Raw genomic sequence first — 13,955 nt, forward strand, 5'->3', positions numbered from 1 at the left:
ACTCATACGGCCTCCTGCTGGGTGGGCTTCCATAACCGCAGGCGGTTGGCGTTGCTGACCACGGTGATGGAGGAGAGCGACATGGCCGCGCCGGCAATGATCGGTGACAGCAACATGCCGGTTACGGGGTAGAGCACGCCGGCGGCAATCGGGATACAAAGTACGTTATAGCCAAATGCGCCTACTAGATTCTGCTTGATGTTGGTGAGCGTGGCCCGGCTAAGCTCAATCGCCGTGGCCACGCCGTGTAGTGAGCCGCGCATCAGCGTAATACCGGCGCTCTCCATGGCGATATCGGTACCCTGGCCAATGGCAAAACCCACGTTGGCGCGGGCCAGCGCGGGGGCGTCGTTAATACCGTCGCCCACCATGCCGACCACTTCGCCTGCCGCTTGGCGGCGCTCAATTTCTGCGTGCTTGTCGTCGGGCGTCATGCCTGCCTTGAACTCGCTAATGCCTACCTCGCGGGCCACCGCAGCGGCGGTATGTTCGTTATCGCCCGTCAACATCACCACGGTTAATCCGTCATCCTGCAAGCGCTTCACGGCGGCGGCGGCATCTTTGCGCAGCGGGTCGCTAACGCCGAAGAGGGCGGCCAGCTTGCCATTCACCGCTAAATAAACCAGCGAGCGCGCCTTGGCTTCCAGCTGGCGAATGCTCTCGTCTGCTGGGGAAAGGTCGACGCCAGACGCTTCCAATAAGCGCGCATTGCCTAGCAGCAGCGTGTCATTAGCTTGGCTGGTGCCTTTAACACCGCCGCCGGTCACGCTATCAAAGCTAGCCAGCGCATCGGGGCGGGCGTTGTGCTCTTCGGCGTAGGCCGTCAGCGCTTTGGCAAGGGGGTGCTCCGAGCGGCTCTCTAGGGCGGCCACCCAGGCCAGCACTTGGGCGCTATCATCGTGCAGCACCGTTGCCTCGGTGACGCGCGGTTTGCCTTCGGTCAGCGTTCCCGTTTTATCGACGACCAGCGTGTTCAGGCGGCTCGCGGTTTGCAGCGCTTCGCCGCTACGCACCAGCACGCCATGCTCGGCGGCTTTGCCCACGCCAATCATGGTGGAAATGGGAGTGGCCAAGCCCAGCGCGCAGGGGCAGGCGATAATCAGTACGGTGGTGGCAGTGACCAGCATATGAATAACCACTGGAGCGGGTCCGAGGTTGTACCAGGCAAGGGCCGTTAGCACCGCAATAATCATCACGGCGGGTACAAATATGCCTGAGATCGTATCGGCCAGCTCGCCAATCGGTGGGCGGGAGTTTTGTGCGCTGGCCACCTGCTCGGTGATACGTCCCAGGCGGGTATCGCGGCCGATGCGGGTGGCGCGGTACACCAAGCTGCCGCTGCCATTCACCGTGCCTGCGCTTACCTCTTCATCCGCTGCTTTGTGCACCGGCACGGGTTCGCCGGTGAGCATCGACTCATCGATATAGCTCTGGCCGTCGAGCACTACGCCATCTACCGGCAGCCGCTCACCGGGGCGCACGCGAATATGGTCATCCAGCGCTACATCGTCCACCGCGACCTCCTGCTCCACACCGTTGCGTATTACTCGGGCAGTTTTTTCCTGTAGGTCGAGCAGCCGTTTAAGGGCGCTGCTGGTGCGGCCTCGGGCGCGTAGCTCCATGGCGTTGCCGAGCAGGATTAACCCCACCACCATCGCAGAGGCTTCAAAGTAGATGCCCTGGGCCACTTCGGGTAGCCAGGGGGCGAAGAGCACTACCATCATCGAGTAGAGCCAGGCGGTGCCGGTGCCCATGGCCACCAGGGTGTCCATGTTGGCTTGGTGGTGCTTGAGTTGTTTCCAAGCGTTGGTGAAAAAGTGCCGCCCAGGAAAGGCCAAAATAGCCAGGGTCAGCAGGCCTATTACTAGCCAATAGAGGCGGCCCAGGCCCATTGGGTGCGGATGGTAAACGAACATGCTCAGCATCAGTGGAATCGCAAGGGCAAGCGATAGAATGCTGCCCTTGAGGCGCTGACGGTAGGTTGCCGCTTCCTGGGCTTCACGGGTGCGCTCCGCTTCGCGCATATCCACGATGGGTTCAGCGTGGTAGCCCGCTGCGGCGACGGCTTCAATCAGCGCATCGCGCTTGGCACTGCCCGTTACCTGGGCGGTGTGGGTGCCAAAGTTCACAGACGCGGCACTCACCCCGGGGGTATTCGCCAGCGCTTTCTCAACGCTTTTCGCACAGCCCGCACAGGTCATACCGCTAATCAATAGCCGCTGTTGGGGGGCGTCAGTGGGCACATTTTGGCCTTCGGCCACCTCGGAAGTTGGGGCCGACTCGGCAGGTAAAGGATCTTCACTCGGCGCTTCATCGGGTGGGTAGCCTGCCTCGCTAAGCGCACTATCTAGCGCGTTGCCATCTAGCGAGCTTGTGACCTCTAGGCGCTTCTCGGCGGGAAATCCCTCCACACTGGCCGACGGATCTTTGGTGTGAATAGCCTCGCGCATACGCTTGACGCAGCCCTGGCAGTTCATGCCGGGCACGGTGCGCGTTAGCGTTTGTGACTGCAGGGTGTGTGACTGCATGGTGCCTCCTCGGGAAAACTTTCGATTAAGCGGCACAGGCTATGGCCATCGGGGGTGCCGTCAGGCATGTCGCGCCAGCTCTCCAGTGCCTGCTCCATTCGCTGGGCAAGTGCCTCTAGCTCGGCAATCCGCGCGCGTATTTGCGGCAGCCGGTGGGCAAGCAGATCGCGCACTAGCGGGCAGGGGGAGTCGCCCTGGTCGGCATGGGCTAGGATGTCGCGGATTTCCGCCACGCTAAACCCCAGCTTGCGCGCCCGCTGAATAAAGTGCAGACGCTCCAAGTCGGTGGCGGAGTAGAGCTGGTAACCGTTGTCGGGATGGCGTTGGGGAGATAGCAACCCTTCTCGGGTGTAATGGCGGACGGTTTCAGCAGTGACGTGACCGAGTTTGGCAAGCTCGCCAACTTTTAAATCGCTTAACGACATAACCTCCCCCCGATTGGTGGTAAATGTTCAAACTGTAGTGTAAAACCTTTGGGTAACCCATAGGTCAAGCAGGCGTGATCGACTCAGTCGAAATGACTAAAACACTGATTTAAAACGAGCGTGCGACTAATGTATAAGCGGAAAATAAAATAAAACGCTCGTTTGCACTTGAACCGGACCAAGCATTGGGCGAAAACTGAGGTGTAGGAACAACGCGGATGGATGGCACAGTCCGCCGGATCATCGGGAGAGAGGCCCACAATGCATAATAACTTCAAGAAATTAACCCTAGCGGCCGCGGTTGCAGCAGTTACCTTTGCAAGCCAAGCCAACGCAGGCGGATATCAGATTAACGAGCAGAGCGTCAGTGGGCAGGGGTATGGCCATGCGGGACGTAGCTCAAACGTACACGATGCTACCATTGTGTATGGCAACCCGGCGGGTATGTCGTTCCTCGACCGCGCTCAGATTACGGCGGGTGGTACTTTTTTAAGCGTCGATACGGATATTAGTAATGTCACGGCGAACCGCACCTTGGATGCCGGTGTTGCCCAAGGCGGCGCTCCGGCGGGTGTTCAGGTGCCGGTAGGCACGATTCCTGGCACTAACGATGGCGATATGGTGCCGGGTACGCTGATACCTTTTGCGTTTTATGCCCAACCCGTGAATGAACGTCTGGCATTTGGTTTCGGTGTTTATGCACCTTTCGGTTCTCAGACAGAGTATGAAGATACCTTCCAAGGCCGCTATTTCGGTGACTATACCGAGCTGCGTGTAGTGAGTGCCCAGCCAACCGTGTCTTACCGCTTTAACGACCAATGGTCAGCCGGTATCGGTGTCACGTACAACCAAGTGGAAGGCGAGCTACGTCGTCAACTGCCTACTAGCGCTGCCTTTAATGCGGCCGGTGATGTGGATTCACGGGTAGAGGGTGACGACGACGGCTGGGGCTATAACTTGGGCGTGATTTATCAGCCGGTGCCAGAAACAACGCTGGGCCTGACCTATCGTTCTGCAGTGGATTATGAGTTGGAAGGCACCTTCCAAGCCACAGACCCGCTGGGCAACGTGGTGCGTGCGGATACCGCTAACCTGGATTTGACCACCCCTGAAACGGTTAACTTCTCGCTGACCCAGCAGATGACTGACCGTTTGAAGTTGATGTTTGGCGCCTCCTGGGTTCGTTGGAGCCAGTTTGAGGAAATTTCGATCTTAGGTAGCCAGGGCAACGAGATTACCAACGAGCAGCAAAACTACTCAAACGCCTGGGCCTTTGCCTCTGGTGGTGAGTATCAGCTAACGCCGACCTTAGCACTGCGCGCAGGCGTGACGTTAGACTTCACCCCCACCAATGACCAAGACCGCAGCGTGCGTATTCCGTCCGATGAGCGTCGTATCTTCTCTATCGGCGCTGGCTGGAGCCCGACTCCGGACCTAACGCTGGACTTCGCTTACTCCTATCTCTCCGAGCGCAGCACCTTTATTGAGCAGGATCGCCAAGACCTGCTCGCTAGTGCTCAAACAGGAGGAGTACCCGTCGGTGGTGCTACTTACGCCGCTGACTACAAAAACCAAGCCCACGGCTTCGGTGCCCAGCTGACCTATCGGTTCTGATCGACTGCTCGCGCTTACTGATCGGTCTTCGACCTACTGACCCGGCTTCGGCCGGGTTTTTTACGTTAGCAACGAAGGGGGGGGTGGATGCGGTATGCGCTGGGTTTCGTTACAATGCGTGCCAGAATTCCGCCGCTGGGGTGGCTCGCGAAGGTGTTAAACGCCAAGCGGTGAGTCACCTCAGCGGCGCCTGTCTCTTTTAAGCCGCGTTTTAGCGCGCATGAGACCCCGCTATTTACTGACCAAGGCTAGGGCGATCCATGTTGGAAACCAACCCGATTCATAACCAGATCAAGGACCTGTCTGAGCGGACAGACGTTCTTAGGGGGTATCTTTGACTATGCCGAGCGTAAAGATCGGCTAGAAGAAGTATCCCGCGAACTCGAAGACCCCAACGTCTGGAATGATCCAGACTACGCTCAAAAGCTAGGCAAAGAGCGTGCCTCCCTCGAAGCCATTGTGGCCACCATTGACGAGTTGGATCAGGGCCTGGCCGATAGCCGCGACCTGTTGGAACTCGCCGAGATGGAAGAGGATGAAGGCACCGTCGAGGAAGTACGCAAAGAACTCGATGGCCTGCAGGGCGCCCTGGAAAAACTCGAGTTTCGCCGCATGTTCTCGGGAGAAATGGACGAAAACAACGCCTACCTGGATATTCAATCGGGTTCCGGGGGCACCGAAGCCCAGGATTGGGCCAACATTTTGCTGCGCATGTACCTACGCTGGGCCGAGAGCCACGGTTTTAAAACCGAGATCATCGAGATTTCTGCTGGGGAAGTAGCGGGCATTAAATCGGCGTCGCTGCATATCCAGGGCGACCACGCTTTTGGCTGGCTGCGCACGGAAACCGGTGTTCACCGCTTAGTGCGCAAAAGCCCGTTCGACTCCGGTGGCCGCCGTCACACCTCGTTTGCGTCGGTGTTCTTGTCTCCTGAAATCGACGATAGCTTCGAGGTTGAGATTAACCCATCCGACCTGCGTGTCGATACGTACCGCTCTAGCGGCGCCGGTGGTCAGCACGTTAACACCACCGACTCGGCGGTGCGGATCACTCACGAGCCGACCGGCATTGTGGTGGCGTGCCAGAGCCAGCGTAGCCAGCATGCCAACCGCGACTTCGCCATGAAGCAGTTGAAGGCGAAGCTGTGGGAACACGAAATGCAAAAGCGCAATGCGGCCAAGCAGGAAGCGGAAGACTCCAAAGCCGATATCGGTTGGGGCAGCCAAATTCGCTCTTACGTACTGGATGATCAGCGCATTAAAGACCTGCGTACCGGCGTTCAGTCCAGCAACTGCGACAAGGTGCTCGACGGGGATTTAGATCAGTTTATCGTCGCCAGCCTGAAGCAGGGTTTGTAATCTTTTTAGCGTTTGAACATGAATAGGGTGCCCGATGGCTAACCAAGACGCGTCTTCTCTCGATAACGAAAATCACCTGATCGCCGAGCGCCGTGCCAAGCTGGCGGCCCGCCGTGAGCGGGCGGCCGAGCAGGGCAAAAGCGCTTTCCCGAACGATTTCCGCCGCGACAGCCTCACCGTTGAGCTACATAACCTGCTGGGCGAGAAAGACAAAGCCGAGCTGGAAGCGCTGGACCACCAAGCGTCGGTGGCCGGGCGCGTGATGCGCAAACGCGGCCCTTTTATCGTGATTCAGGACGTGGCGGGCCAGATCCAGCTCTACGTGGATAAAAAGGGGCTGCCGGAAGACGTTCTGGAAGACATCAAGGGCTGGGATATCGGCGATATCGTCGCCGCCCGTGGCCCGGTGCACAAGTCTGGCAAAGGCGACCTGTACGTGATGATGGTCGAGGCGCAGCTGCTGACCAAGAGCTTGCGCCCGCTGCCGGATAAGTTCCACGGCCTGACCGATCAAGAAGCCCGCTATCGTCAGCGTTACGTGGATCTGATCATGAACCCGCAGTCGCGTAAGGTGTTCGAGACCCGCGCGGCGGTGATCAGCTCCATGCGCCGTTTCTTCGAAGCCCGTGGCTTTATGGAAGTGGAAACGCCGATGCTGCAGCCGATCCCCGGCGGCGCGGCGGCGCGCCCGTTTATCACTCACCACAATGCGCTGGATATCGATATGTACCTGCGTATTGCGCCGGAGCTTTACCTGAAGCGCCTGGTGGTGGGTGGTTTCGAGAAAGTGTTCGAGATCAACCGCAATTTCCGTAACGAAGGGCTGTCCACTCGGCACAACCCGGAGTTCACCATGGTGGAGTTCTACTGGGCCTACGCGGATTACCGCGACCTTTTAGACATGAGCGAAGCCATGCTGCGCACGGCAGCTCAGGAAGTGCTGGGCACCACCACGATTACTTACCAGGGGGCCAGCTACGATTTTGGTCAGCCCTTCAAGCGTCTCACCCTGCGCCAAGCGATTCTGGATCACGGCGACGGCATCACCGATGCCGACCTGGATACCCTAGATGCTGCCCGCGCTGCGGCGGAAAAACTGGGCATCAAGGTCAAAGAGAGCTGGGGCCTGGGTAAAGTTCAAACCGAGATCTTTGAAGAAGTGGCGGAACACAAACTGGACCAGCCCACGTTCATCACTGAATACCCGGCAGAAGTTAGCCCGCTGGCGCGTCGTAACGATGCCAACCCCTTCGTGACCGACCGCTTTGAGTTCTTCGTCGGTGGTCGCGAGATCGCCAACGGCTTCTCGGAGCTGAACGACGCCGAAGATCAGGCAGAGCGTTTCCGTGAACAGGCCGCCGAGAAAGACGCCGGTGATCTGGAAGCCATGTACTATGACGCCGACTACGTGCGCGCGCTGGAGTACGGCCTGCCGCCCACGGCGGGCGAGGGCATCGGCATTGACCGCTTGGTGATGCTGTTCACCGACAGCCCCTCCATTCGGGATGTGCTGCTATTCCCGGCCATGCGCCCCGAGGTGGATTAACGCTCAACCAGGCGGTAGCGGACGAAAAGTTGGTAAGGGCGCGATTTAGCGCCCATAATGGTCAACGTTTCGACGGCGAGGAGAATCCCATGAAACTGCTAAATCGCTCTGCCCTGAGCGTCAGGCCGACCCAGACCTTCGTGGACTGGATCAATGCGCTCGAACCCACCATGGGAGACGACGACCTGACCCTGGACGACGTCGAACGTGAAAGTACGGTATACCTGATCCCCGAGATGGATACCCCTGAGGCGTTAGAGACGTTTGTCCGCGAGCGTCACGTAGAAATCCTGGAGACCGAGCTACGCGCCTGGGAAGAGGATGAGCGCCAGTGGCCAGAAAAATTAGATTGGTCGCTGTTTCAGGAATTCCTGCGCGTTGAGCACAGCTACTTAGCCATTGACCTGGACGACGAAACCGCCCTGGAAATCTCGGATGTTGACGACGCGCTGCTGCTCGACAACGAACAAGATTAGCGTGCTACTATTTTAGCGTAAGCGCACAGTGAAACCGGCTTCGGCCGGTTTCGCCGTTTGTAAGGGGTCTGTTTAGGAATTCACTACCATGCGACTGTTTGAAACTCGCCCTGGCGACGATGGGCTGCCGGGGCCTGAGCGCCTGCTCGCCGTGCTGGCGCTGGTCACCGGTACGTTGATGGCGGTGGTCGATACCACCATGATCAACCTCGCCCTGCCCACCATTGCTGCCGATCTGAATGTGCCGGCCTCCAGGGCAGTATGGATTACTAACCTGTTCCAGGTCGTGTGTGCTGCGTTCTTACTGGTATTTGCGGGCATCAGCGAGCTCATTACTCGCAGGCGGCTCTACTTGTTTGGCCTTGGGACGTTTGTGGTAGCAGCACTAGGGGCGGCACTGTCGCGTAATTTAGAAACATTGCTAGTGTTTCGCGCCTTCCAAGGCCTTGGGGCAGCCGCGACCCTTTCTATTGGGCCGTCCCTCTATCGAGCTATTTTTCCATCCCGCTTGTTAGGCAGCGCGCTCGGTCTAAGTGCTCTAGTGGTAGCGGGTGGTTATGCCGCAGGCCCCACGCTCAGCGGGGTTATTCTCTCGTTTGTGGATTGGCCGTGGTTGTTTGCGCTCAACGTGCCCCTCGGGGTGTGCTCGCTCTGGCTAGCCAGCCGGGCGTTGCCGCGGGATACGCCTCGCCAGGGTAGTTTTGATACGCTGGGGGCACTCTACTCGATGTTGATGCTGGCGAGCTTCTTTGTCGCTATGGACGCCGTTGGTCACGCTGCGCCTATCTGGCAAAGCGGCGGTTGGGCCATGTTGGCAGTGGCCGCGTGTACTCTATTTATCCGGCGCCAGCAGCGCGCTCCTTATCCACTGCTGCCGCTGAGCGTGTTTGCTGAAAAGCGCTTCACGCTGGCGGTTTCCGCCTCGGGATTAGCGTTTATTGGGCAGGGACTCACCTTTGTAGCGCTATCGTTTTTCTATCAAGAACAGATGGGCTTTTCGCCACTAGAAACCGCTTGGCTATTCACGCCGTGGCCCCTGGCGATCATGCTAGTGGGGCCGTTGGCGGGGCGGTTGGCGGATCGAGTTAATCCCAGCCTGCTATCTAGTGCCGGGCTGGTGCTACTGATTATTGGCCTAGTCGCGCTGGCGCTGGTGGATGAGAGCACCGGCGTGGCGGGCAGCCTGTGGCGCACGGCGCTGTGTGGTATTGGGTTTGGACTTTTCCAGCCGCCGAATAACCGTGAAATGATGGGCAGCCTGCCACCTGAGCGCAGTGCCAACGTTTCAGGGGTGATGAGCACCACGCGTACGGTGGGGCAGTCATTCGGAGTGGCTCTCGTTGGGGCAGCGCTGGCGCTGGGGTCGCCAATTCAGGTCACGCTCTGGTTGGGAGCGGGGACCACCCTGTTAGCGTTGCTGGCGAGCCTTTCGCGGGTGTCGCTTGCCCAGAGGGCGCTGGTTGAGCGGCGGGCATCGTCTGTTGGAAAGTAAGGGCGTACAATAAACCAGTTGCTGACTGAAGGAGAGTCCCATGGCGATACAGACACAAATTGAGCAGAAGTTGGCGGCCTTAACCCCTGACGTGCTGCAGGTCGAAAACGAAAGCCATATGCATAACGTGCCGGCCAACTCTGAAACTCACTTCAAAGTGACGCTGGTAAGCGATAGCTTCGATGGCATGATGCCGGTCAAGCGCCACCAACAAATTTATGCCCTGTTGGCGGATGAGCTCTCTGGTCCGGTGCACGCCCTGGCGCTGCACCTCTACACACCCAAAGAGTGGCAGGCACGGGGCAGCGAGCGCCCGAACTCCCCCAACTGCCGTGGCGGCGGCCAGTGACCCCGGAGGTTGTTCGTCGGCACTACCTGGATGCTATGGGTATTACCGCCTGGGCATGCCGCTACCAGCTGCCCAACGCCCGCCCGACGGAAGCCTGCGAGTGGGAAGAAACACCGACCAAAACACCACCACGGGAGCGGTTGCATGCGCTGCTGGATGATGCACCAGCACCGCGAACACGTAGCCAGCCTGCCGCTGTCGAGCAAGGAAACACTTCCCCAGTGGCATCGCCCTCGGCGGTCAAGGCGCTCTTAGGTCATTCGCCTGCTGCGGCACCCACCTCGGAGGCGAGCCCGGTACCAGAACCCAGAGTACCGCCTGCGCAACCCGCCAAGCCGCTGAACTTTAGTCTCTCCTGTGCTTGTGTGGGAGGACGCTGGCTTAGCGTATGTGAAGGGGAAATGTCTCCGGTTGAACAGCAGTTGCTTGCCAATATGCTGCGGGCGGCTGGTGTGTTGCGCGGCGAACTGCCAACAGTGACCCACTTCAAATGGCCGCCCATGGCCACAGCCTTTGCGCCGGAAGAGCCGCTTGAGGAAGCTCAGGAGGGTGTGGCAGCGTTTGTTGCTGGGGCCGCGAGCCGACAAGGCTGGCAGTTAGAGCAAGTGCTCTGGTGGGGCGCAGAGGAGACGGCTACTGACCTTGCTCGAGTCATGGCGCTTACCGACGGGCAGAGCCAAACGCTCGCACTTCCTGTGTGGCAAGGCCCGTCGCTGGCCGCGCTCACTCAGCAGGCCAGTGCTAAACGCGCGCTATGGCCGCGTTTGGTGGCCTTAGGACAGCAGTGGAGTGCTGAGTGATCTGCCGGTTAAACGCTGCGCATCGAGTGCCGCTACATACTTTAGAAGCCGCCGCACACAGCGGGGCAAGCCCCCAGCAGTTAGATGAAGCGCTGGCCGATGAGCAGGCCTGGGTAGTGGGCTATTGGCAGGACGACGTGCTAATGGGTTATGCGTTGTTGGCGAAGTTGCCGTTTGACGCTGAGCTACAGGCGATTGGTGTACTGCCCGCTTGCCAAGGGCAAGGCATAGGCCAGCGGCTGCTTAACAAAGTGGTCGCGGTGGCGAAGCAGTGGCAAGCTGAGCGGCTGCTGTTGGAAGTGCGTGCTGGAAACCAGCGAGCGATTGCGCTGTATCAGCAGGCGGGGTTTGGCGAAGATGGTCGTCGGAAGGAGTACTACCCGGCCGTGAAAGGCACGACCGGGCGGGAGGATGCGCTGTTAATGTCGCTGCCGTTGGCTTAGGACGCGTTGCTATCACTCATGCCATCGAATTTGCTAAGCACACCTTGTAAGCGGCTTTCCCACTCTTCACGCTCTTGTTTTAACTGAGCATTTTCGTTACGCAGCTCTTCGTTTTCCAGCTTCATCATCTCCAACGCCTCAACAGTGTCGGTGATTTTCTGTTCTAACTGATTAAAAAGCTCAAGGCTCATGCCTACCTCCAGTAACGGACGACAGGCGGCTGCCTATCGTCATGAAATAAAATGGGCCATCAATGTGTGACTCAATCGAGCGAGCGTAACGCTGCTGTCAGTTGGCGGCAAGCGCTTTACGAGGGCAAGCGTTGATAGAGCCTGGCAATACTCTCACCTGCCTGAGTTTCACGGTGTAAATGCCAGTTAGCCGGTACCGCTGGCGTTAGGCTCTGTTCGGTTTCCAGGTAGATCATCGCATCGCTTGCCAGCCATCCGCCCGCTTCCAGCGCGGCACAGCAAGACGCGGCTAACCCTTGGTGGAACGGCGGGTCGAGAAACACCAGATCAGCAGGTTGGCTAGGCTTTTCAAGAAACGCCTGGGCATCAGCAGTCACTACCTGCCCCTGCGTTGCACCGAGGGTGGCAAGATTGTCGCGAATCAGCGCGGCAACGTGTGTATCGCGCTCGACAAAGGTGACCTGCGCAGCCCCCCGAGAGAGCGACTCGATGCCAAGCGCGCCGGTACCGGCAAATAGGTCCAGCACCTGCTTGCCATGCAGCGCTTGGCCCAGCCAGTTAAACAGCGTTTCACGTACGCGATCCGGCGTAGGGCGTAGGCCCGGGTGGTCGAGCACAGGCAGCATGCGGCGGCGAAAATCGCCGCCGATAATGCGCAGTTTCCCCGGCGGTTTGGCAGTTCCGCGGCGGGGAGTCGACATGCGAGATGATGAGCGAGAGGAGCGTTGTCGTTTCATAACGCGGATTGTAGCGGGCTACTTATCCAAAGTCTTGGTCTGCGGTGGTAGGATAATCGCAATGTTCACCTATTTAGTCGGATGACACCTATGTTCGGTTTTTTCAAACGTAAGAAAAAGCACGACTCCCAGCAGGAGCCTCAAGACGCCCAAGAGCAGCCAGCGCTGCCAGACGAGCCCGAAGGCGCACCTGATAAGGAGCCTGCTGCTGATGTATCAGCGCCTTCGGAGACGCCGGCTGAGCCCAAAGAGCCGCCTTCCGAATCGCTGGCAGAAGAGCCGCCCAAGCCCGCGCCGGAGCGCGAAAACGAACCCACTGAGGTGCTCGCTCAGGAGCAGTCGCCTGAGCCGGTGAGCAAAGAGGACGTTCAGCCAACGGGCGTTGACGAGGAAGTCACCCCCGCGCCAATCATGGACACTGTGCCAGAGCCAGAGCCAGAGCCAGAGCCAGAGCCAGAGCCAGAGCCAGAGCCAGAGCCAGCCGCGAAGCCCGCTCTGCAAGAGAAGCCAGTATCCGAAAAAGGCGAGAAGAAAGGCTGGTTTGCGCGCATCAAATCTGGCCTGGGGAAAACCCGCGCCAATCTTACTGACGGCTTGGCCGACCTGTTCCTTGGCAAAAAGCATATCGATGACGAGCTGCTGGAGGATCTGGAAACTCAGCTGCTCATGGCCGATGTGGGCATCGAAGCGACGAGCGAAATCATCGAGCGCCTTGAGGCACGGGTCTCCCGCAAAGAGCTGAACAACCCCGAGGCACTCTACCGAGGCCTACAGGAGGAGCTGGCCGCGCTGCTGGCACCCGTATCTGAGCCGCTCAGCTTCGAGAAAGAGAGCGACGGCCCCTTCGTTATTCTGGTGGTGGGGGTCAACGGCGTGGGTAAAACCACCACCATCGGCAAGCTCACCCAGCGTTTCCAGCGCGAAGGCAAGAGCGTCATGCTGGCAGCCGGGGATACCTTCCGTGCGGCGGCGGTGGAACAGCTTAAAGTGTGGGGCGAACGCAACAGTGTACCGGTGATTGCTCAGCACACCGGGGCTGACAGCGCCTCGGTGATTTACGACGCAGTGGCGGCTGCCAAAGCCCGCGGCGTGGACGTGCTGATCGCCGACACCGCCGGGCGGTTGCACAACAAGAGCCACCTGATGGAAGAGCTGAAAAAGGTGCACCGTGTGATGCAGAAGCTCGATGACACGGCGCCCCATGAGGTCATGCTCGTGCTGGATGCAGGCACGGGGCAGAACGCAATTTCCCAGGCCACTACTTTTAATGAGGCGGTGCCGATTAGCGGCATTACTTTAACCAAGCTGGATGGCACCGCCAAAGGCGGGATTATCTTTGCCCTGGCGAAACAGCTAGAAACGCCGATTCGCTTTATCGGGGTGGGTGAGGGCCTGGACGACTTGCGCCCCTTCAACGCTAACGACTTCGTCAACGCGCTGTTTGACCGACAAGGGGATGATGGTCGCGCATGATTGCTTTTGAGCATGTGGGGAAGCGCTATGGAGGGCGCTTTGACGCGCTGGCGCACCTGAACTTTCGCGTGGCGAGAGGCGAAATGGTGTTTCTGACTGGCCACTCCGGGGCGGGAAAAAGCTCGCTACTGCGGCTGATTATGCGCCTAGAAAAGCCCAGCCGTGGGCGAGTGGTGGTAGCCGGGCATGACATTGCCCAGCTCCACGCCAGCCAGGTGCCGTTTTATCGTCGCCAGATTGGCGTGGTATTTCAGGACCACCAGCTGCTATTTGATCGCAGCGTGTTCCATAACGTTTCGCTGCCGCTAGAAATTCAGGGTGTAGAGCCCCGAGAGGCGGCGAGGCGGGTGCGGGCAGCACTGGATAAAGTCGGCCTGTTGCACCGCGAAAAAGCCCTGCCCATCGAGCTTTCCGGCGGTGAGCAGCAGCGGGTGGGCATCGCCCGCGCCGTGGTCAATAAGCCCGCGCTGCTGCTTGCCGATGAGCCCACCGGTAACCTAGACCCACAGCTCTCTGCCGATA

14 protein-coding genes are annotated in these 13,955 nt (G+C 59.1%); 10 read left to right on the top strand and 4 right to left on the bottom strand.

All coding sequences use genetic code 11. The annotated features are described in order from the left end of the window. Window positions 1-2 precede the first annotated feature (2 nt). On the bottom strand, window positions 3-2,528 hold the full coding sequence (locus BIS10_RS01860) for a heavy metal translocating P-type ATPase (RefSeq protein WP_253501851.1): 2,526 nt from the start codon (window positions 2,526-2,528) through the stop codon (window positions 3-5). Beyond that, window positions 2,495-2,953, bottom strand: a complete 459-nt coding sequence (locus BIS10_RS01865) for a MerR family transcriptional regulator (protein WP_253501855.1) — start codon at window positions 2,951-2,953, stop codon at window positions 2,495-2,497. The genes BIS10_RS01860 and BIS10_RS01865 overlap by 34 nt, the downstream gene beginning before the upstream one ends. A 261-nt stretch (window positions 2,954-3,214) precedes the next feature. Between BIS10_RS01865 and BIS10_RS01870 the strand changes: the two genes are divergently transcribed. From BIS10_RS01870 to rimI, 8 genes are all read left to right on the top strand, one after another. After that, window positions 3,215-4,567, top strand: coding sequence for an OmpP1/FadL family transporter (locus BIS10_RS01870; protein WP_253501858.1), 1,353 nt, complete (start codon window positions 3,215-3,217; stop codon window positions 4,565-4,567). A gap of 260 nt (window positions 4,568-4,827) precedes the next feature. Next, window positions 4,828-5,926, top strand: a protein-coding gene (gene prfB / locus BIS10_RS01875) for a peptide chain release factor 2 (RefSeq protein WP_392567145.1) whose coding sequence is annotated in 2 segments (ribosomal slippage) — window positions 4,828-4,902 and window positions 4,904-5,926 — 1,098 coding nt in all. Because the reading frame shifts where the segments join, the coding sequence is not laid out codon by codon here. A gap of 34 nt (window positions 5,927-5,960) precedes the next feature. Further along, window positions 5,961-7,472: a lysine--tRNA ligase gene (gene lysS, locus BIS10_RS01880; RefSeq protein ID WP_253501860.1), complete on the top strand. Its 1,512-nt coding sequence runs from the start codon at window positions 5,961-5,963 to the stop codon at window positions 7,470-7,472. Window positions 7,473-7,561: 89 nt separating this feature from the next. Beyond that, window positions 7,562-7,948: a hypothetical protein gene (locus BIS10_RS01885; RefSeq protein WP_044629610.1), complete on the top strand. Its 387-nt coding sequence runs from the start codon at window positions 7,562-7,564 to the stop codon at window positions 7,946-7,948. An 88-nt stretch (window positions 7,949-8,036) separates the two neighbouring features. Then, window positions 8,037-9,440 (top strand): MFS transporter, encoded by a 1,404-nt coding sequence (locus BIS10_RS01890; protein ID WP_253501863.1) that lies wholly within the window; start codon window positions 8,037-8,039, stop codon window positions 9,438-9,440. A 40-nt stretch (window positions 9,441-9,480) separates the two neighbouring features. Then, window positions 9,481-9,789 (top strand): BolA family transcriptional regulator, encoded by a 309-nt coding sequence (locus tag BIS10_RS01895; protein ID WP_054640807.1) that lies wholly within the window; start codon window positions 9,481-9,483, stop codon window positions 9,787-9,789. Then, window positions 9,786-10,589 carry a hypothetical protein gene (locus tag BIS10_RS01900; RefSeq protein WP_083023207.1) on the top strand — a complete coding sequence of 268 codons (804 nt, stop codon included), beginning with the start codon at window positions 9,786-9,788 and terminating at the stop codon, window positions 10,587-10,589. Before BIS10_RS01895 ends, BIS10_RS01900 begins: the two co-directional genes overlap by 4 nt. A gap of 26 nt (window positions 10,590-10,615) precedes the next feature. Beyond that, on the top strand, window positions 10,616-11,032 hold the full coding sequence (gene rimI / locus BIS10_RS01905; protein WP_253501867.1) for a ribosomal protein S18-alanine N-acetyltransferase: 417 nt from the start codon (window positions 10,616-10,618) through the stop codon (window positions 11,030-11,032). Here the strand turns inward: rimI and BIS10_RS01910 are convergent. Further along, window positions 11,029-11,223, bottom strand: coding sequence for a cell division protein ZapB (locus tag BIS10_RS01910; RefSeq protein ID WP_044629605.1), 195 nt, complete (start codon window positions 11,221-11,223; stop codon window positions 11,029-11,031). The two genes, rimI and BIS10_RS01910, sit on opposite strands and share 4 nt — an antisense overlap. Before the next feature lie 116 nt (window positions 11,224-11,339). After that, entirely contained in the window at window positions 11,340-11,924 is a 585-nt protein-coding gene (gene rsmD / locus BIS10_RS01915; protein WP_228168866.1) for a 16S rRNA (guanine(966)-N(2))-methyltransferase RsmD, read from the bottom strand. A gap of 126 nt (window positions 11,925-12,050) precedes the next feature. On the opposite strand from rsmD, the gene ftsY reads away from it, so the two are divergent. Further along, window positions 12,051-13,433 (top strand): signal recognition particle-docking protein FtsY, encoded by a 1,383-nt coding sequence (gene ftsY, locus BIS10_RS01920; protein WP_253501870.1) that lies wholly within the window; start codon window positions 12,051-12,053, stop codon window positions 13,431-13,433. Further along, window positions 13,430-13,955 (top strand): cell division ATP-binding protein FtsE (locus BIS10_RS01925; protein ID WP_253501873.1); only part of this gene is annotated, 526 nt, incomplete at its 3' end. The genes ftsY and BIS10_RS01925, both read left to right, overlap by 4 nt.

Source organism: Halomonas sp. 707B3, assembly GCF_024158645.1.
Taxonomy (GTDB): Bacteria; Pseudomonadota; Gammaproteobacteria; order Pseudomonadales; family Halomonadaceae; genus Vreelandella; species Vreelandella lionensis.

What these genes read in the sequence shown, in the direction of transcription:
- BIS10_RS01910 (WP_044629605.1), bottom strand. Translation starts at nt 11,223, where the DNA reads ATGAGCCTTGAGCTTTTTAATCAGTTAGAACAGAAAATCACCGACACT.
- BIS10_RS01865 (WP_253501855.1), bottom strand. Translation starts at nt 2,953, where the DNA reads ATGTCGTTAAGCGATTTAAAAGTTGGCGAGCTTGCCAAACTCGGTCAC.
- BIS10_RS01895 (WP_054640807.1), top strand. Translation starts at nt 9,481, where the DNA reads ATGGCGATACAGACACAAATTGAGCAGAAGTTGGCGGCCTTAACCCCT.
- ftsY (WP_253501870.1), top strand. Translation starts at nt 12,051, where the DNA reads ATGTTCGGTTTTTTCAAACGTAAGAAAAAGCACGACTCCCAGCAGGAG.
- rsmD (WP_228168866.1), bottom strand. Translation starts at nt 11,924, where the DNA reads ATGTCGACTCCCCGCCGCGGAACTGCCAAACCGCCGGGGAAACTGCGC.
- BIS10_RS01885 (WP_044629610.1), top strand. Translation starts at nt 7,562, where the DNA reads ATGAAACTGCTAAATCGCTCTGCCCTGAGCGTCAGGCCGACCCAGACC.
- BIS10_RS01870 (WP_253501858.1), top strand. Translation starts at nt 3,215, where the DNA reads ATGCATAATAACTTCAAGAAATTAACCCTAGCGGCCGCGGTTGCAGCA.
- BIS10_RS01890 (WP_253501863.1), top strand. Translation starts at nt 8,037, where the DNA reads ATGCGACTGTTTGAAACTCGCCCTGGCGACGATGGGCTGCCGGGGCCT.
- BIS10_RS01860 (WP_253501851.1), bottom strand. Translation starts at nt 2,528, where the DNA reads ATGCAGTCACACACCCTGCAGTCACAAACGCTAACGCGCACCGTGCCC.
- lysS (WP_253501860.1), top strand. Translation starts at nt 5,961, where the DNA reads ATGGCTAACCAAGACGCGTCTTCTCTCGATAACGAAAATCACCTGATC.